Here is an 18,413-nt window from a genome sequence, read left to right as displayed (position 1 = left end):
CGCTTCGCGGCGAGAGCGGACCGGGTAACAGGGGGGAAATCCCGATGCCGTTTCGCGCCGTTGGTTTATGATTAGCGACCGCCATATGAGCGGCAGATGAACGGTTTTGAAAAGCGATCGATCTGCCGCACCAAGCGCTCGGTTCAGCCCCCGGCCGAGCGGCCGCGCGGTCGCGGGTCGGTCCAGCGAAAGGTCGAATCCGCGACCGTCACACCATAGCGCTGGTTCGTCAGCCGAACGGCGGTGCGGTTATTCTGCGAATCGAGCGCGACCCAGCCATAAAGTTGCAGGCCTGCCGGGCTGCCCGCATCCCGCTTGAAGATCATCGTGATCGTGCCGAACTCAGGGCGCTTGGGATCGCGCGCCTCCACGCTCAATATGCTGGGGTCGCCGGTTGGTACAACCTTGCCGAATTTGGACAAATCCTTGGACGGGTCGAGCAGCGCACCCAGCGGCGAATTGCCGATCGGCCAGCGCTGCACCTGGCGTACTTCATAATCGATCATCGTCAGTGCCTTGCCATCGCCCACGATCAACAAAGGCACGCCCTTTTGATATTGAAAGCGGATCTTGCCCGGCTGCTTGATCGTCAACTGCCCGGTCAGAGTCTGGCCGTTGCGGTCGGTCTGGGTGAAATCGGCCGTCATCGTCGTCACGGCACGGATATAGGCGTTGACCTTGGTGAGATCGGACTGGTTCGCCTGTGCCAAAGCAGGCACGGCGATCGGCAGGGCGAAGGCGACTGGCGCAATGGCCAGCGCCAGAGAGATGCGCTTCATCAGACAGAAACTCCGGTTGTTACGGATGCGGTTTAGGCGGCGCGGCTTGAACGACCTGTGAACCCGGCCGTTCCCCGCCGTTCAGCCAAAGGCGAGGCGGCAATGTCCATTCCGATCCATCGAAAAGTCGCATTGCCGCAATATGTCCATACCAATCAAGGCGGTGAAATGCTCACTTCCACGCAGGCCGAAACCAAAACTTGCGTCAAAAATATATGGTAAGCGCGCATCTTCAGTGTCATCGGGCATTAGTCCGATACGAAACATAAAGCGTTCGGTATGCGCCAGCCCATGCGCTGACTGAAGGGGGCGCTTCCCCAACGGTTCCAGCCCCAATTTTTCCGCAATCCGCTCGTCTATTCCACTGACGGTTGCACCGGTATCCACAAGCGCAATCGCATCGATGGACGTGATGTCGAACGGGTTATCAGCCCGCAATATGCGAACCGGCAATGTTATCCTGCGACCAGCATGCAACCATTTAATTTGAGACATGAGAGAAAAAACCCAGATCTATGGGTTCATCCGTGACTTCCTGAATCGAAAAAACACCATCGTCGATGCTGTCGCGTGCGAATTGATAAGCGTCACCCGGCTTGTCGAAAAAATCGACAACCTTCTTGTCCTTCAACACCGCATAACGGCCTGAATGGTGAGTCAAAAACTCCCCAAGGTGGCGGAGGAAATAATCGTAGTTGGCATCGACTTCAGCGGCAAGGCTATGGCTCATGATTCATCCCCTTGCTCAAAATATACCATTTTTTGCGGCCACCGACTCCTGCGCTGCATCATATTGCGATGAACCGACTCTGTTGCGAGTCGAACCGTTATAGCGGATTGCCATTTTCGTCGCGCAGCACCTCGCGGCGGCCGACATGGTTGGGCGGGCCGACCAGGCCTTCCTCTTCCATCTTCTCAATGAGGCGCGCAGCGCTGTTATAGCCTACGCGGAGCTGGCGTTGCAGCCAGCTGGTCGAAGCCTTCTGATTCTCGAACACGAGCTGGCACGCCTTGCGGAACAGTTGCGCGTCGGGGCTGTCATCGCCCAGGTCCACGCCGTCGAGGGCGAAGCTGCCTTCTTCGGGTTCTTCGGTCACCGCCTGGATATAGTCGGGCTGGCCCTGCGCGCGCCAATGGTCGGCGACGACGCGGACTTCATCGTCCGAAACGAAGGGACCATGGACGCGGGTCAGGCCCTTGCCGCCGTGCATGTAGAGCATGTCGCCCTTGCCCAGCAGCTGTTCGGCACCCTGCTCGCCCAAAATGGTGCGACTGTCGATCTTGGACGTTACGAAGAAGCTGATCCGGGTCGGCAGGTTCGCCTTGATGACGCCGGTGATGACGTCGACCGAGGGACGCTGGGTCGCAAGGATCAGGTGGATACCGGCTGCGCGCGCCTTTTGCGCCAGGCGCTGGATCAGGAATTCGACTTCCTTGCCCGCCGTCATCATCAGGTCGGCGAGTTCGTCAACGACCACCACGATTTGCGGGAGCGGCTGGAAATCGAGCTGCTCTTCCTCATAGATGGGCTTGCCATTTTCGGGGTCGTAGCCGGTTTGGACGCGGCGACCGAGCGGCTTACCCTTGGCCTTGGCGGCGCGGACCTTCTCATTATAATTGGCGAGGTTACGGACGGAAATCGACGCCATCATGCGATAGCGGTCCTCCATCTGCTCGACCGCCCATTTGAGCGCGCGGATCGCCTTTTGCGGTTCGGTGACGACCGGCGAGAGCAGATGAGGAATATCGTCATAGGTCGACAATTCCAGCATCTTGGGATCGATCATGATCAGGCGCAGCTGGTCCGGCGTCATGCGGTAGAGCAGCGACAGGATCATGGCGTTGAGGCCGACCGACTTGCCCGACCCGGTGGTGCCCGCGATCAGCAGATGCGGCATGGGGGCAAGGTCGGCGATGATCGGCTCGCCCGAAATATTCTTGCCCAGGATGATGGGCAGCGTGCCTTCGCCGCCAAATTGCTCGCTGGTGATGAGTTCGCGGAAGGACACGCCTTCGCGATGGGCATTGGGCAATTCGATGCCGATCACCGTGCGCCCCGGAATCGTCGCGACGCGCGCCGACAACGCCGACATGTTGCGGGCGATATCGTCGGCCAGCGCGATGACGCGGCTTGCCTTGATGCCGGGGGCCGGCTCCAGTTCATACATGGTCACGACCGGGCCGGGTCGGACCTCGACGATATTGCCCTTCACATGGAAATCATCGAGCACCGATTCGAGTAGCCGCGCATTGCGCTCCAACGCAGCCTTGTCGATCTTGCCGCCCTGGTTGACGGGAATGGGATTGAGCAGGTCGGGCGAGGGCAGCGAGCTATGGCCGAACAGATCGTCCTGCGAGATCGGCGCCATCTGCCGCTGCGGCGCGGCGGGCTTGGGACTCTGGATCGTGATCGGCGGCTTGGGTTCGTTCGAGACCTGCTTGCGGGGCGCGATGACGCGCTCGGCCCCGTCCGCTTCCGGTTCGACGTCGCTGCTGGTGCTAATACCGGGCAACGCCAAAGTGGGGCGGGGTAGCGCCAATTTGGGTAGCGATGGACGGCGCAGCGCGATGATCGGCTTTTCCAGCGCCAGGCTGCGATAGCAGGCGATCAGGCCCGCGATCAGCGTCATGACCACCAATAGGCCGGTTATCCAGGGGGCAGCGGCGGGCGCCTGCGCCGTGAGACTGGCCACGCCCTTGGCGGTGACAAGACCGATCACTCCGCCCCAGCCTGCGGGCAAGCCGACCAGCGGATCATCCTGAAACAGCGACAGGGCAATGCCGATGAGGACGATGCCGAACAGGCATTTGCCGAACTGCCCCTTCCAGCTGCGCATATCCTGGTCGCCCCACATCCGGCGGGCAGTGATGGCCATCAGCGGCAGGATGAACGCCACCGGCACGCCCAGCAGCCAGAGCAGGAAATCGGCGGTCCACGCGCCCGGCCCCTGCATGATGTTGGCGACATGATCACCCGCCACCGTATTCATCGACGGGTCACTGGGCGTATAGCTGAGCAGCGCCAGCGCCACGAACAGCGTCGCCAGCATCAGCAGGATCGCGCCGATCAGTGCGCCGCTGCGAAGCAAGCTGCGCTTGAGCATTTCGCGCCATTCCGGCGTGCGCTTCACGGTGCGGCTGACAGCCATGCTAAACCCTTGTCCCCCAAATGTTCCGTTTCGGCACAATGCGCCGGACCGCGAGTCCGCGTCAAGCCTGCGACCGATCGGCTCGTCCCGCCTTATCCGTAACAACCCTTATGGCAGGGGACGCGCCAACCGGCGCAAAAAGGACGGCAGAAAGGAACCTGTCCCATGTTCGCTGCCTATTATCCCGCTCTGGTCGTCGTCTCCATGGCCGCCTTCGCCGCCGTCATGCTGTATGTCAGTATCGAGGATCGCCTGAAGAATTAACTGCGGGCCAACGCCTGCAACGCATCGCCGTCGAGCCGCTGGATGGTCCATTCGTCCATCGGCACCGCCCCGATCGCGCGATAGACGGCAATGGCCGGTTCGTTCCAGTCCAGCACCGACCATTCCAGCCGGGCGCAGTCCCGCTCGATCGCGAGTTGCGCCAACCGGACGAGCAGAGCCTTGCCCGCGCCTGATCCGCGCGCTTCGGGTCGCACGAACAAATCTTCGAGATAAAGCCCCGGTCGCCCTTCGAAGGTCGAGAAATTGTGAAAGAAGAGCGCGAAGCCGATGGCGTCGCCCTGCCGCTCCGCGATCAGCACTTCGGCCATGGGGCGAGCGCCGAAGAGATAGCGGGCGAGCGTGTCGCGGTCCGTATTCACGGCATGGGCGAGTTTCTCATAGTCGGCCAAATCGCGGATGAACTGCAAGATAGTGTCGATGTCGCCCGGCTCGGCCGCGCGGATGAGAATGGTGTCGGTCATGCGGTTCCCGCTTCCACATGGGCCAGATCGGCCCGTTTCGTGCGCGACGCGATAAGGCAGGCGACCACGATCAACAAGGCACCGGCCACCGTCGGCAGCGTGATCCGCTCATCGAACACCAGCCAACCCAGGATCGCGGCCCAGACGAAGGCGCTATATTCGACCGGAATCAATCGTTGCGCCTCCGCCCGCGCATAGGCCCAGGACAGGGCCGCGAGCGAGGTGAAGGCGAGGGCGGCTGCCAACAGGATGAGCGGAACGGCCGGGCGTGGTGGCAGGGCCAGCAGAAAGGGGGCGCCGAGCGCGAAGACACCGAGCATCACCAGATGCTGAAAGAAGGCGACCTCGATCGGCGAGGCGACCTGCGCCTGTTGCCGCTGGATGATGAGGTTCCAGGCAAAGAGTACCGCCGACGCCAGCACGGCCCCCGCGCCCAGCAGCGCATCGGCATCATAACGCCCCTGCAACCGGCCCGACAGGATGACGGCTACGCCCACCAATCCCAGCAGCGATGCGCCGATCGCGCGGCGGCCGATCCGTTCCTTGAGCAGCAGGGCGGCGAGGTAGAGCGCGATCAGGGGGGCGATGAAAGACAGGGCGATGGCTTCGGCCAGTGGCATCCGCATGATCGCCCAGAAGAACAGCCCGGCCATCACCGCGACCACCGTGCCGCGAAGCAGGTGGATACGCAGGACCGCGCGCGAGGGCCAGCGCTGCCGCGTGAGCAGCATGAGCGCAAGGCCAAGCAGCGTGCCAGCAACCGCCCGCCAGAACAGCGCATTGTAGAGGCCGATGCCAAGGCTCAACCCCTTCATCGCCGCATCCATCACAGCAAACAGCGCCACGCCCGCGCAGCAGACGGCAAAGGGGATGGCGAAACCGACTGCGGGGCGCGACGCCCCCATGGCAGGCGTCACTCCGCCGCCTGCGCCTTGCCCGCGTCGGTCATCTCCGATTCCGCCTTGGCGGCTTCGATTTCGGCGGCCTTGTCCTCCACCAGTCGGACGATGTGATCGACCAGCGCTTCGTCCTGCACCGTATGGTCGGTGATGCCCGACAAATAAACCATATGCTTGCCGTTGCCGCCGCCGGTCAGGCCGATGTCCGTCTCGCGGGCTTCACCGGGGCCGTTCACAACGCAACCAAGGACGGACAGCGACAAGGGCGTGTGGATATGCTGGAGCCGTTCCTCCAGCGCCTGCACGGTGCGGATCACGTCGAAGCCCTGCCGCGCGCAGCTGGGGCAGGAGATGACCTTCACGCCGCGGGTGCGGATGCCGAGCGATTTGAGGATTTCATAGCCGACGCGTACTTCTTCTTCGGGTTCCGCCGACAGCGAGACCCGGATCGTGTCGCCGACGCCTGCCCACAGCAGGTTGCCGATGCCGATCGCGCTCTTGACCGTCCCGCCGATCAGACCGCCGGCTTCGGTGATGCCGAGGTGCAGCGGGCAATCGACCGCTTCGGCCAGTTGCATATAGGCCGCGACCGCCAGGAACACGTCGCTCGCCTTCACCGCGACCTTATATTCGTGGAAATCCTGGTCCTGGAGCAGCTTGATATGGTCGAGCGCGCTTTCGACCAGCGCTTCGGGGCAGGGCTCGCCATATTTTTCGAGCAAATCCTTTTCGAGGCTGCCCGCATTGACGCCGATGCGGATGGCGCAGCCATTGGCCTTGGCGGCGTCCACCACTTCCTTCACCCGCGCCTGCGACCCGATATTGCCGGGATTGATCCGCAGGCACGCCGCCCCCGCATCGGCGGCTTCGAGCGCGCGCTTATAGTGGAAATGAATGTCCGCGACGATCGGCACGCGGGCGGCGCGCACGATCTGCTTGAGCGCCGCGGTGGACTCTTCGTCCGGGCAGGAGACGCGGATGATGTCCACGCCCGCTTCTTCGCAGCGGCGGATCTGATCGATCGTGCCCTTGATGTCGTGGGTCAGTGTGTTGGTCATGGTCTGGACCGTGACCGGCGCGCCGCCGCCGACCGGGACATTGCCGACCATGATCTGTCGGCTCTGCCGACGGGCAATATCGCGCCAGGGGCGCAGGCCGGGATTATGGTCGGACATGAAAAAGGGGCTCCGTGGTTACGAAGCCCCTATAGGGATATTTGGTGACGGTTAGAAGCGTTGCCTTTTGGTGTTTCAGTCGGGCTGGCACCGCTTCTTCAAAAACGCATCGTCAGCGACGCGGCGATCTGATCGGCATTGCCGCTCGTCTGCGCCCGCGTCGTGGCGGTGACGGTGGCAGGCGCCGGGAAATAGCTGTCCGGGCGGATGATGTTCGCCTTTTCCACGAAGGTATGCGCGTAGCTGAGGTTCAGCGCGAAGGACTGCGAGAGGTTCCAGGTCGCGCCGCCGCTGAGCCAGACGCGATCGCCATCAGGAACGCGGGTGGTCAGATGCTGCGGATTGGTCGGCGAGCGATCGAACATCGTGCCCGCGCGCAGGGTCAGCTTGTCGTTGACGTCATATTCGCCGCCCGCGCTAACACTATAGCTATCGCTATATTCCAGTTCCTTGACCGATGTGCCGTTGGCAGCGTTGATCGTGATCGCCTGCATCACCGACCAATTATACCAGCGCGCGGTCAGCATCGCCCGCAATTGCGGCGTCAGACGGTGAGTCATCGACATGGTGACGATGTCGGGCAGGGTCAGCGGCGCGGTGGCGGCGAAGCTGCCATTGGCACCGGCCAGCGGCCCGGCAAGGCCAGAAATCACCTGCTCACCCTCAAGGCTATGCTTCATGCGCGAGCGATAATGGACGCCGAACTGGGTGTCGCCAGCCCGGTAGAACAGCCCGGCATTCCAGCCGACCGACCAATCATCGCCCTCAACCGAGGCATGGCCATCAGCCAGCAGCGGCGAGAGCTGCGGCAGCGCGTTGGTCAACGTCACCTTGACATATTGCACATCGACGCCGCCGCCGACGGACAGGTTGTCGGTCAGCTTATAGGCGGCCGATGGCTGGATATTATAGGTTTTGAGGTCGGTGTAGAGCGAGTCATAGCGCCCGAAATAGCCATCCTCATATTCCAGCTTCAGGCCGAACGGGGCGTTGACGCCCAGGCCCACCCACAGCCGGTCACTGACTTGGCCGGTGGCATAGAAACTGGGGATGGGGATCACGCTTTCGAAGGCATTGCCGCCATTGGTGCCGCTGACCGGTACCTGTGTCGTGGTGCCGGGGACCGTGCGGGTGGTGCCGCGATTGGTCTGCTGCGCCTTGGCAAACAGCGCGATGCCGCCGACCGAGGTCTGGATGCCTGGCAATTCGGTCATCGCGGCGGGATTGAAATAGACGGTCGAGGGGTCATCGCCTGCTGCCGCGCCGCCCGACAGGGCACGCCCGGTTTCCTTGGGCGATTGTTCCTGTAGATAGAAGCCCCCGGCCAGCGCCGGGACGGGCGCGGCGATCGCACCTGCGACAAGCAGGAAGGACGGGAGGCGGCGGCTGAACGACATGGCAGATCCTCTACGGCTATTTTCAGCCCACGCCGCCATATGGCAAGGACGCGGGCTTTTGACGCAGGCCGCTTAGCAACACTATGGTTAAATTCCAGTGTTTAGCGGTGAATATCCGGCGGGGTTTCGGTCCGTTTATAGCGAGGATGCTGGCTGACGTTACGGCGAACGGGTGCGACAGCGTCATGGAAACAGCACAAAAAAAAGCCGCCCGGAGGACGGCTTGTAAAGTTTTAGGAGAGGATGCCTGAAAGGCCCGCTCCTTTTGCTGGGCCATCGCCTTTGTTGCAAATGCGAAACGGACATGTCTAATTGCGTTTCTTGCAATCGTTTGGTCAGGCCTTTTATTCCGTAAGGGAAGGCAGGTTGGCGAAAAGCCGCATGGATCAGATTTTTACGCGATCCAGCCCGGACGCCACCAAGTGCGAATCGATTTCGGCGATCAGGCGCGCCAATCCCGCCGCATCGGTCGATTCCGCGCGCGCCACCAGTGCCGCCTGCGTATTGGAGGCGCGCAGCAGCCACCAGCCGTCCGCGGTGGTGACGCGCGCGCCGTCAATGGCTTGCATATCCGCACCGCAAGCCGCCAAGCGCGCGCAAATCTCCTCGATCACGGCAAATTTGCTTATGTCATCGACAGGTATGTGCAGCTCGGGCGTCGCCGCCATGGCGGGCATGGCGCTGCGCCGGTCGGTGATGCTGCCCCCGGTCCCGCTTGCGGCGCGGATCAGCCGGATCGCGGCATAGAGGCCGTCGTCATAGCCATAATAATCATCGGCGAAGAAGAGATGCCCGGTCATCTCGCCCGCGAGCAGCGCGCCCATCTGCTTCATTCTGGACTTGATATGGCTATGGCCGGTTTTCCACATATCGGGCTGTCCGCCGCGTGCCGCGATCCGGTCGAATATGGTCTGGCTGGTCTTCACATCCGCGATAATCCGGGCGCCGGGATGCTTTTCGAGCAGGTCGTCCGCGAACAGGCCAAGCAACTGATCACCCGCTATGGTGCGGCCCAGCCCGTCGATCACGCCGATCCGGTCGCCATCGCCATCGAAAGCCACACCGAAATCGAGCTGCTTGTCGAGGACGAGCGCGCGCAGATCGGCAAGGTTCGCCTCTACGGAGGGATCGGGGTGATGGTTGGGAAAATTGCCGTCTATCTGGGTGAAGAGGCGATGATGCTCACCCGGCAGCAATTGCACGAGCGCCTCGACCACTGGCCCGGCCGCACCATTGCCCGCGTCCCAGCCGATGCGCCAGGCCCGGCCGTCGAAATCCCGCATCAGCCGGGCGACATAGCGGTCCATCATGGCAGTCGTATCGACCCGCCCTACCCCGGCATCCCAGTCGCCCGCCGCCGCCATCTGGCCCAATCGCGCGATGTCCGCCCCGAAAAACGGCGCGTGTCGCTGTACCAGCTTGAAGCCATTTTGATCGCCGGGATTATGGCTGCCGGTTATCTGAATGCCGCCATCGACCTCGCACGTCATTTCGGCGAAATAGAGCATCGGCGTTGGGCCAAGGCCGATGCGCAGCACGTCGATGCCGCTGGCGGTCAGCCCGTCGACCAGCGCCGCTTCCAGCATCGGGGAACTGAGCCGACCGTCATAGCCGACCGCGACCCGTGATCCCCCTGCCCGCGCGATGACGGTGCCAAAGCTGCGGCCCAAGGCCCAGGCGTCGGCGGCATCCAGCGTTCGCCCCACCGTGCCGCGCAGATCATAGTCGCGCAGCAGCGTCGGATCGAACCGATGGCTCATCCCTCTTGCCGGTCGGCCAGCAACAGGTCGCGCGCGGCATTGATCTGTGCCGCCAGCGCTTCGGTGCCACCCTTGTCGGGATGGACCGAGGCAATCAGGCGGCGGTGGGCCGCGCGGATGGCGGCGGGATCGGCATCGGGACCGACCCCCAGCAAGGCGCGGGCCTGGGCGAGATCGTCGATCCGGTGCTGCGGTGGGGCCGGTGTCGCACGGGAACGAGGTTTATAGCGGCGCAACAGAAACAGTCCCGCGCCGATCAGCACTGGCGCGCCGATCACGGGCTTGCCCTTGGCCGCCAGCACCGCACCCACCAGCGCCGCACCAAGCGCCATGCCATCCTTCGCCGTCATGCGTTGCAGCCTCCCGGTCCAGATGAGCCAGCCGGCCAGGCCGACGAGCAGCAGCGCCAGCCAGCCCATCAGGCCGCGCCGAGCATGTCCACGGGCACCGCACCCGCATGCGTCGGCAGGGCAAGCCCCGACACCATTTCGCGCAATTCCTGTCGCGCGGCGATGTGGCTGACGCCCAGTTCGCCCAGATGCCCCTTGTCTAGCAGGGTCAGGCCAGAGGGGAAGAGTTCGCGGAAGATGACGCGCTCCGACAAGCCGGGGATGACGCGGAAACCAACCCGGCGCGACAATTCCATCAGCGCGTCGCCGACCCGCTTCTTGTTGCGGGCGTCATGATGCTGGAGCCGGTTGCGCAGCACCACCCAGTCGATCGAGACGCCATCGGCCTTGGCTCTGGTCTTGCGCGCTTCGAAGATGAGTTCGGAATAGAAGGAGAGGCGACGGACCTTGAAGCTTTCGGCATCGACCTGGCCGATCAGGTCGAAATCAACGAAACTGTCGTTCATCGGCGTGACCAGCGTATTGGCGCGCGCGGCCATGTGGCGGGCGAAGACGTCGTCGCGGCCGGGCGTGTCTACGATCAGGAAATCCTTGTCCTGCGAGAGAACGGCGACTTCGGCATCGAGCGCTTCGAGGCTGTCGCCTTTCAGTACGGCAAAGTCGGGCGCGGGCAGGTCGATCTGACGGCGGCGCGCAGTTTCGGCGCGGTTTTCCAGATAGCGGGTGACGGTGCGCTGGCGCGGATCGAGATCGATCATGCCGACGCGATGGCCAAGCGCCGTCAGGGCGATGGCTGTGTGGACCGCTGTGGTCGACTTGCCCGTGCCGCCCTTTTCATTGGCAAAGACGATGAGATGCGGCGTTGGATTGCCCATTGGTCGCTTGATAACCCCGTTGATTGTCGCCATGATTCCTGGTGGCCGCCAAGGCCGCAGCCCAGCAGGTCGACCGCTTGTTCCCCTGCCCTTATCGGAGCCGTTCCCCCCGTGCAAACCCTGTCTGACCTGCCCGCCCTTCGCGCTGCCGTCGCGGCGCTGAAAGCCGATGGAAAGCCGTTGGCGCTGGTGCCAACCATGGGCGCTTTGCATGACGGGCATATGGCATTGGTGCAGGAAGCCAAGCGGCATGGGCGGCATGTCGTGGTGTCGATCTTCGTCAATCCCAAGCAATTCGGCCCGGCCGAGGATCTGGACGCCTATCCCCGGCGCGAGGCGAAGGATGCGGCGATGCTGGCGGCGGCGGGCGTGGACCTGCTATGGCTGCCGCCGGTCGAGGTCATGTATCCCACAGGCTTTGCCACCAATGTCAGCGTGTCGGGGGTGAGCGAGGGGCTGGATGGCGCAGCGCGGCCTGGCCATTTCGATGGCGTCGCAACGGTGGTCACGAAATTGTTCAACCAGGTGCGGCCCGACATCGCGGTTTTCGGCGAAAAAGACTATCAGCAACTGGCCGTGATCCGCCAAGCGAACAGCGACCTGGACATAGGTATCGATATTATCGGTTTGCCGACCCAGCGCGCCGAGGATGGCTTGGCGCTTTCCTCGCGCAATGCCTATTTGAACGAAGCGGAGCGCAAGGCCGCGTTGGCGCTGCCGCGCGCCTTGGGCGAGGCCAAGCGGCTGATGGAAAAGGGCGAGAGCGTCAAATCCGCGACTTCCAAGGCTATGATTATACTGCAAAATCATGGGTTCGGACCGATCGACTATGTGACGCTGTGCGATGCCGTGACGTTGGAACCCATGACGGTGCTGGACCGGCCGGCCCGGTTGCTGGGGGCGGCGAAGCTGGGCAAGACGCGGCTGATCGACAATATCGCGGTAGAGCCAGTTTAGGGTTTTCGATAGTTAGCTAACTATCTAATATTACCATTTTGCTGGGTTTTGGAGCGTTATCACACCCTGCCCGCCGTTCGCCCTGAGCTTGTCGAAGGGCTTTTCTTCCGAAAGAAAAGAAAGGGGCTTCGACAGGCTCAGCCCGAACGGGGTGGGTGGGTCCCAAGCAGGATCAGAAGGGCTTTACGATTACCGCGATGACGATCACCGCCGCAGCCACGCCGGGGACTTCGTTGAGCAGGCGCAGTTGGCGGTCGGTCATGGTCCGCTGGCCCCTGGCGAGTTTCTTGGCATAGCTGGCGATCCAGCCATGATAGCCCGACAGAGCGATGACGAAGAGCAGTTTGAGGTGAAACCAGCCAAAGCTCCACGCGCCGATTTCCACCATCAGCATGAGGCCCAGGACCCAGACCAGCACCAGCGAGGGATTGAGGATGATCTTCAAGAGCCGCTGTTCGCGGTCGATCCATTTGCGGTCCTCGTCCGAGCCGACGGCGCATTCCTGATGATAGACGAAGAAGCGCGGGATCATGAACAGCCCCGCCATCAGGAAAATGACGAAGATGAGATGGGCAGCCTTCACCCAGAGATAGGCAGCACCAAGATAGGCCATCAGCGTTTTTCCTCCTGCCGCACATAGCTAAGCAATGCTTCGACATGCGCAATGGGGGTGTCGGGCAAAATGCCATGGCCAAGGTTCATGATGTGGGGCCGGTCGGCGAAAGCGGCGCGGATATTGTCCACGGCCTGCTCTACGGCTTGGCCGCCCGCGATGAGGGCAAGCGGATCGAGATTGCCCTGCACCGGCAGGCCTTTAGGCAACACACGGTTGGCCCAGTGCGGATCGACGGTTTCATCGACGCCGATCGCATCGACACACGTGCCCACCGCATAATCGGCGAGTTTCGCGCCGGCGCCCTTGGGAAAGCCGATGATCGGGATGTCGGGGTGTAGCGCCTTCAACCGGCTGACGATCGCGGCATTGGGTGCGATCACCCAGCGTTCGAACTGGAGCGGGGCGAGGCTGCCGGCCCAGCTGTCGAACAATTGGACAGCTTCGACCCCGGCCTCGATCTGGCCGGAGAGATAGGTAACGGTCGCATCGACGATCGCGTCGATCAGCGCGGCAAAGCGAGAGGGGTCGCCATAAGCGAGGCGGCGGGCCGCGCCCTGATCCTTGCTGCCCTGGCCAGCGACCATATAGGTAGCGATGGTCCAGGGGCTGCCTGCAAAGCCCAAAAAGGTGACCGAGGGGTCGAGGGCTGCCTTCACCTGCCGCACCGTCTCATAGACCGCCTCAAAACGGCTATAATCAGGTTTCAGGGTCGAGAGGTCGGTGTCGCTGAGGATCGGAGCGAGGCGCGGGCCTTCGCCGGTTTCGAACCAGAGATTTTGTCCCATCGCATAGGGGACGATCAATATGTCGGAAAAGAGGATCGCGCCGTCGAAGCCGAAGCGACGCAGGGGTTGAAGCGTGACTTCGGCCGCGGCCGCGCTGTCATAGACGAGTTCGAGGAAACCGCCCTTGTCGGCCCGCAGCGCGCGATATTCGGGCAGATAGCGTCCGGCCTGTCGCATCAGCCACATGGGCGGCACGGCGGGACGTTCCCCCCGCAGGACGCCAAGGAGCGGCTTGGCCACGGGATCGGCCTTCGGGTCGACAAGCATCGGACTCTCTTCTCTTCTATTAAGATTCAAATAGGAATGTTGGAGATAGTAGGGGCGTTGGCAGCGGGGTTTATGCGTTGTGCCCGCTTTTGCCAACAGCTTGACTCCGATCCGCCCAGCCTTGCCCGTCCGAGTCCCCTGGCTTATCCCCGTTATCCACAGGCTGTTGAGGAAAAATCGGGTCTGTTGGGGGCCTGTGGGTAAGAGTCCGGGCAGCGTGGAGCGAAAATCGGGGGTCGATTGCTCCCCATTTCGTCCCTTGCTTTATCCACAGCCTATGCACAGAGATATGGCCATGGCGCGCATCCATCTCCATCTGCTTTCGGACTCCACCGGCGAGACGCTGGAGAATATCGCCAAGGCCGCGATCGGTCTGTTCGAAAATGTCGATGCGATCCGCCATTTCTGGCCGATGGTGCGATCCGAAGTCCATCTCGACCGGATCATGGAGGAGATTTCCGCCAATCCGGGGCTGGTGCTGTTCACCCTGACCAACCATCCGTTGCGCAAGCGGCTGGAGACGCGCTGCCGGGCGCTTGGCCTGCCCCATGTCGCGGCGCTTGATAGCGTCGCCGATGCGCTGTCCAACATATTGGGGCAGGAAACCCGCACCCGGCCGGGGCGCAAACATGTGCTGGACGAAGCCTATTTCGCGCGGATCGAGGCGATCCAGTTCACCATTGCCCATGATGACGGGGTGGGGCATGAAAATTGGGAAGAAGCCGACATCGTGCTGGCGGGCGTGTCGCGCGCGTCCAAGACGCCGACGTCCATCTACCTCGCCAATCGTGGCTATAAGACCGCCAATATTCCGCTGGTGCCGGAGTCGCCGCCGCCGCGAAACCTCTACAGCCTCAAACATCCGCTGGTCGTGGGGCTGACGGTCGGCCCCGAACGGTTGATCCAGATCCGCCGCAACCGGCTGCTTTCGCTCAACCAGGCACCCGAAACCGCCTATGTCGACAATGACAAGGTGCAGGAGGAATTGTCCTTTGCCAGGCGCATGTTCGCTGACAATGGCTGGCCGGTGATCGACATGACTCGCCGGTCGATCGAGGAAGCGGCGGCGGCGATCATCAACCTGTTCAACGACCGGGAATTGGCGGAAGGCGACGCTTTATGAGGTTTTGGGCATGATCGTGCTGGCATCGCAAAGCGCGAGCCGCCGCGCGCTGCTAAGCGCGGCGCAGGTGCCGTTCGAGGCGCTGTCGCCCGGCGTCGATGAGGAAGCGGCGAAGGAGGCGTTGCGCGCTGATGGGCTGGATGCGCGGGCGCTGGCCGATGCGCTGGCGGAACTCAAGGCGCGCAAAGTGTCGCGCCGGGTGCCGGGCGCGCTGGTGCTGGGATGCGACCAGACGCTGAGCCTGGATGGCGGCGAGGAACGCGGCGTGATGATCGACAAGGCGGTCGATCGCGCCGATGCCGAACGGATATTGCGGCTGCTGTCGGGGCGGGTGCATCATCTGCATAGCGCGGCGGTGATCGTGCTGAATGGTGAGCCGATATGGCGGCATATCGAGCGCGTGCGGATGATGGTGCGGCCCTTGTCCGATGCCTTCATTGCGACCTATCTGGATGGCGACTGGGACGAATGCCGCTGGTGCGTGGGCTGCTACCGGATCGAGGGGCCGGGCGCGCAATTGTTCGCCAAGGTCGAGGGCAGCCAGTTCGCGATCCAAGGCTTGCCCTTGCTGCCCTTGCTTGACTTTTTGCGTGTGCGGGGTGTTTTGACGGCATGACTCAAGGCCTTCCCTATGCCGAAGTGATCGGCGATCCGATCGCGCACAGCAAATCGCCGCTCATCCATAATTTCTGGCTCAACGCGCTGGATATCGAGGCGGAATATCGCAAGACGCATGTGACGCCCGACGGGCTGGCCAGCTATTTCCTGCAGCGGCGGGCCGACCCTGATTGGCTGGGGTGCAATGTCACCATTCCGCACAAGATGGCGGTGATGGACTTTACCGACGATCCGGGTGGGGTGCGCGAGCGGATCGGCGCGATGAACACGATCGCCAGCGAAACCGGCGGGCCGCTCATTGGCACCAATACCGATGCGGGCGGCTTTTTGCAGCCCTTGCTGCGCGACCGGTGGAAGGGGCGCAGCGTCGTGCTGATCGGCGCGGGCGGGGCGGCAAGGGCGATATTATTTGCGTTGACCAGCCTTGGCGTACCCGACATCACCGTCATGGCGCGCGATGCGGCGAAAGCGCAGGCGATGCTCGACCATGCCGGGGTGAAGGGCGCGGTGATCGGCATGGGCGAGTCCCTGCCGGCCGTCGACCTGCTCGTCAATTCGACGTCGCTCGGCATGGTGGGGCAGCCGGTGCTGGACCTGGACCTGACGCCGTTGCCGCCGAGCGCGACGGTCTATGACATCGTCTATGCGCCGTTGGAGACGGGTTTGCTCAAGGCGGCGCGGGCTCGTGGGCTCAAGACGCTCGATGGGCTGGAAATGCTGATCGGCCAGGCGGCGCTGGCGTTCGACATCTTCTTCGACGCGCATGCGCCCCGCGAACTGGACGCCGAATTGCGCGCGCTGCTGCTCGCGGCGGACTGATGAAGATTTATGGCCTGACCGGATCGATCGGCATGGGCAAGTCGGCGGTCGCGGCGATGTTCGCCCGTGAAGGCGTGCCGGTGTTCGACGCTGATGCCGAGGTGCATCGGTTGCAAGGGCCGGGCGGCGCGCTGCTGCCCGCGATCGAGGCGCGCTTTCCCGGCACGACCGGCCCCAAGGGTGTGGATCGCGCGAAACTGGGCGCGGCGGTGTTCGGGCATCCGCAGGAACGCAAGGCGCTCGAAGCGATCGTCCATCCGGCGGTGCGCGCGGCGCGGAGCCGGTTTCTGCGCCGTCACCGATCGCGCACATTCGTCCTGCTCGACATTCCCTTGCTGTTCGAAACGGGCGGACAGAAGCGGCTGGCGGGCGTGATCGTGGTGACGGCTCCTGCGTGGAAACAGCGCAAGCGCGTCCTGGCGCGGCCGGGCATGACGGTCGCCAAATTCCGCCAGATCCTGCATCTCCAGACCCCCGACGCGGAAAAGCGTCGTCGTGCCGATCATCTCATCCAGACCGGCACGACCTTTGCCGAAACCCGTGCGCAGGTGCGACGTCTGGTCGCTTGCCTTGGCCGCAAGACAGGCAGATAAGGGTTGGCCCATAGAGTCGATATGAAGAGGGCGATGCGCGAGATTATATTCGATACCGAAACGACGGGATTTGACCCGGCATCCGGCGACAGAATGGTCGAAATCGGTTGTATCGAGCTTATCAATCGTGTGCCCAGCGGTCGGACCTTCCACGCTTATTACAACCCCCAGCGCGACATGCCCGCCGCCGCCGAAGCGGTGCATGGCCTGTCGAGCCATTTCCTGTCGGACAAGCCGCTATTTGCCAGCGGCGTTGCAGACCTGCTCGCCTTTCTGGAGGATAGCCCGTTGGTCGCGCATAATGCGCGGTTCGATTTCGGCTTCCTCAACCATGAATTGCGGCTGTGCGGGCGCGGCGAAGTGTCGCTCGACCGGATGATCGACACGGTGGCGATCGCGCGCACCATGCATCCGGGTGCCAAGCACAGCCTGGACGCGCTCTGCACCCGCTATGGCATCGACCGCAGCCATCGCATCAAACATGGCGCGCTGCTCGACGCCGAATTGCTGGCGCAGCTTTACATCGAACTGACCGGTGGCCGTCAGATCGGCCTGGGTCTGGCACAGGAGGCAGCAAAAGAAGAGGTTGCGGCGGAACTCGCGGCGCAGGTCGCGGTTCGCCCAGTTCGTCCCGCGCGCGTCTTTGCGGCGAGCGCGACGGAGCTGGAACGGCATGGAGCGTTCATCAGAACGCTCGACAAGCCGCTCTGGCTGGAGGGGGCACTGGCGGACTGACAATCCGCCTGCATGCCCCCAGTCAACCGGGCCGTGTCCTGCGGCCCGCAAGAACAAGGAGAAGGCATATGGATATTCGTGTTTCCGGGCATCAGGTCGATACGGGCGAGGCGCTCAAGGAGCATGTCGCGACCCGCATGGAAGCGATTGCCGAGAAATATTTTTCCCGCACAATCTCCGCGCATGTGACCTTTCGACCGGCCCCGCATGGCGCCTTTCACTGCGACATCGTCTGCCATGTGATGACCGGCCTGATCCTCAAAGGCGCGGGCGAGGCGCAGGAAGCGCATCCCGCCTTCGACCAAGCGGCCGAACGGATCGAAAAGCAGCTGCGCCGCTATATGCGCCGCCTGAAGGACCGCCATGGCCAGGCTGTCGCCGCAGAAGCGCAGCGGGTGAGCAGCTTCAACATCGATGATATTGACGGGGCGGGCTATACCATCTTCGCCTCGCCCGCGGATGAAGAGGAACAGGTCGAGGACGCGCCGCTGATCGTCGCGGAAACCCGTGTCGATATTCCCGAAGCGAGCGTGTCGGACGCGGTGATGATGCTGGACCTGCGCAACACCAATGCGCTGCTGTTCGTCAATGCCGGGACGGCGGCCTACAACATGGTCTATCGCCGCCATGACGGGACGATCGGCTGGGTCGAACCGCGCATCCAGGCAAGCTGAGCGCTACCCGGTTCCAAGGGCCGCCTGTTGACCTTGTGGCGCAGGCGGCTTATGGGGCCGGGCTTTAATTCCCTGAGCATAGGCGCATGAAGTCCT

The 18,413-nt window shown here is 63.0% G+C and carries 20 protein-coding genes; 7 read left to right on the top strand and 13 right to left on the bottom strand.

Going from position 1 to position 18,413, the window contains the following annotated elements:
- Positions 1–143: 143 nt before the first annotated feature.
- The 11 genes from ACZ2HM_RS14200 to ACZ2HM_RS14150 all read right to left on the bottom strand — a co-directional run bounded on the left by ACZ2HM_RS14200 (position 144) and on the right by ACZ2HM_RS14150 (position 11,130).
- On the bottom strand, positions 144–779 hold the full coding sequence (locus ACZ2HM_RS14200) for a LolA family protein (protein WP_037477122.1): 636 nt from the start codon (positions 777–779) through the stop codon (positions 144–146).
- Positions 780–860: 81 nt separating this feature from the next.
- Positions 861–1,274, bottom strand: coding sequence for a retropepsin-like aspartic protease (locus tag ACZ2HM_RS14195; RefSeq protein WP_156106245.1), 414 nt, complete (start codon positions 1,272–1,274; stop codon positions 861–863).
- A complete protein-coding gene (locus ACZ2HM_RS14190; RefSeq protein ID WP_037477117.1) occupies positions 1,261–1,509 on the bottom strand; it encodes a hypothetical protein in 249 nt (82 codons plus the stop codon). The genes ACZ2HM_RS14195 and ACZ2HM_RS14190 overlap by 14 nt, the downstream gene beginning before the upstream one ends.
- A gap of 97 nt (positions 1,510–1,606) precedes the next feature.
- Entirely contained in the window at positions 1,607–3,928 is a 2,322-nt protein-coding gene (locus ACZ2HM_RS14185) for a DNA translocase FtsK (protein ID WP_037479018.1), read from the bottom strand.
- Positions 3,929–4,188: 260 nt separating this feature from the next.
- Positions 4,189–4,674, bottom strand: coding sequence for a GNAT family N-acetyltransferase (locus tag ACZ2HM_RS14180; RefSeq protein WP_037479896.1), 486 nt, complete (start codon positions 4,672–4,674; stop codon positions 4,189–4,191).
- A complete protein-coding gene (locus tag ACZ2HM_RS14175; RefSeq protein WP_470426860.1) occupies positions 4,671–5,579 on the bottom strand; it encodes a DMT family transporter in 909 nt (302 codons plus the stop codon). The genes ACZ2HM_RS14180 and ACZ2HM_RS14175 overlap by 4 nt, the downstream gene beginning before the upstream one ends.
- 8 nt (positions 5,580–5,587) lie before the next feature.
- Positions 5,588–6,748, bottom strand: coding sequence for a flavodoxin-dependent (E)-4-hydroxy-3-methylbut-2-enyl-diphosphate synthase (ispG, locus tag ACZ2HM_RS14170; protein ID WP_037479899.1), 1,161 nt, complete (start codon positions 6,746–6,748; stop codon positions 5,588–5,590).
- A 98-nt stretch (positions 6,749–6,846) separates the two neighbouring features.
- Complete coding sequence (locus ACZ2HM_RS14165; protein WP_470425502.1) at positions 6,847–8,145, bottom strand: OmpP1/FadL family transporter; 1,299 nt, start codon at positions 8,143–8,145, stop codon at positions 6,847–6,849.
- 386 nt (positions 8,146–8,531) lie between these two features.
- A complete protein-coding gene (pgmG, locus tag ACZ2HM_RS14160) occupies positions 8,532–9,905 on the bottom strand; it encodes a phosphoglucomutase/phosphomannomutase PgmG (protein WP_470425501.1) in 1,374 nt (457 codons plus the stop codon).
- A complete protein-coding gene (locus tag ACZ2HM_RS14155; RefSeq protein WP_470425500.1) occupies positions 9,902–10,324 on the bottom strand; it encodes a J domain-containing protein in 423 nt (140 codons plus the stop codon). Before ACZ2HM_RS14155 ends, pgmG begins: the two co-directional genes overlap by 4 nt.
- Positions 10,324–11,130: a division plane positioning ATPase MipZ gene (locus ACZ2HM_RS14150; RefSeq protein WP_470426859.1), complete on the bottom strand. Its 807-nt coding sequence runs from the start codon at positions 11,128–11,130 to the stop codon at positions 10,324–10,326. The genes ACZ2HM_RS14155 and ACZ2HM_RS14150 overlap by 1 nt, the downstream gene beginning before the upstream one ends.
- 111 nt (positions 11,131–11,241) lie before the next feature.
- Here ACZ2HM_RS14150 and panC point away from each other — a divergent pair, with 111 nt between their 5' ends.
- Complete coding sequence (gene panC, locus ACZ2HM_RS14145; RefSeq protein ID WP_470425499.1) at positions 11,242–12,087, top strand: pantoate--beta-alanine ligase; 846 nt, start codon at positions 11,242–11,244, stop codon at positions 12,085–12,087.
- 172 nt (positions 12,088–12,259) lie between these two features.
- Here panC and ACZ2HM_RS14140 read toward each other — a convergent pair whose 3' ends face one another.
- Both ACZ2HM_RS14140 and hemE read right to left on the bottom strand, forming a co-directional pair.
- Positions 12,260–12,700, bottom strand: coding sequence for a CopD family protein (locus ACZ2HM_RS14140; protein ID WP_037479916.1), 441 nt, complete (start codon positions 12,698–12,700; stop codon positions 12,260–12,262).
- The gene (gene hemE, locus ACZ2HM_RS14135) at positions 12,700–13,755 is read right to left on the bottom strand and encodes a uroporphyrinogen decarboxylase (RefSeq protein ID WP_470425498.1); all 1,056 of its coding nucleotides are present in this window, start codon (positions 13,753–13,755) and stop codon (positions 12,700–12,702) included. The genes ACZ2HM_RS14140 and hemE overlap by 1 nt, the downstream gene beginning before the upstream one ends.
- A 295-nt stretch (positions 13,756–14,050) precedes the next feature.
- Here hemE and ACZ2HM_RS14130 point away from each other — a divergent pair, with 295 nt between their 5' ends.
- The 6 genes from ACZ2HM_RS14130 to hpf all read left to right on the top strand — a co-directional run bounded on the left by ACZ2HM_RS14130 (position 14,051) and on the right by hpf (position 18,317).
- Positions 14,051–14,878, top strand: a complete 828-nt coding sequence (locus tag ACZ2HM_RS14130; RefSeq protein ID WP_470425497.1) for a pyruvate, water dikinase regulatory protein — start codon at positions 14,051–14,053, stop codon at positions 14,876–14,878.
- 10 nt (positions 14,879–14,888) lie between these two features.
- The gene (locus ACZ2HM_RS14125) at positions 14,889–15,494 is read left to right on the top strand and encodes a Maf family protein (RefSeq protein ID WP_037472059.1); all 606 of its coding nucleotides are present in this window, start codon (positions 14,889–14,891) and stop codon (positions 15,492–15,494) included.
- Complete coding sequence (gene aroE, locus ACZ2HM_RS14120; RefSeq protein ID WP_037472060.1) at positions 15,491–16,315, top strand: shikimate dehydrogenase; 825 nt, start codon at positions 15,491–15,493, stop codon at positions 16,313–16,315. Before ACZ2HM_RS14125 ends, aroE begins: the two co-directional genes overlap by 4 nt.
- Entirely contained in the window at positions 16,315–16,908 is a 594-nt protein-coding gene (gene coaE / locus ACZ2HM_RS14115) for a dephospho-CoA kinase (RefSeq protein WP_470425496.1), read from the top strand. Before aroE ends, coaE begins: the two co-directional genes overlap by 1 nt.
- Positions 16,909–16,941: 33 nt before the next feature.
- Positions 16,942–17,643 (top strand): DNA polymerase III subunit epsilon, encoded by a 702-nt coding sequence (dnaQ, locus tag ACZ2HM_RS14110; RefSeq protein ID WP_037472062.1) that lies wholly within the window; start codon positions 16,942–16,944, stop codon positions 17,641–17,643.
- Between the two features lie 68 nt (positions 17,644–17,711).
- Positions 17,712–18,317, top strand: a complete 606-nt coding sequence (gene hpf / locus ACZ2HM_RS14105; protein ID WP_037472063.1) for a ribosome hibernation-promoting factor, HPF/YfiA family — start codon at positions 17,712–17,714, stop codon at positions 18,315–18,317.
- The last annotated feature ends 96 nt before the right edge of the window (positions 18,318–18,413 follow it).

The organism is Sphingobium sp. KKT206, assembly GCF_055640555.1.
The sequence above is the reverse complement of the archived record's forward strand: the minus strand, read 5'-3'. Positions and strand labels throughout refer to the sequence as shown.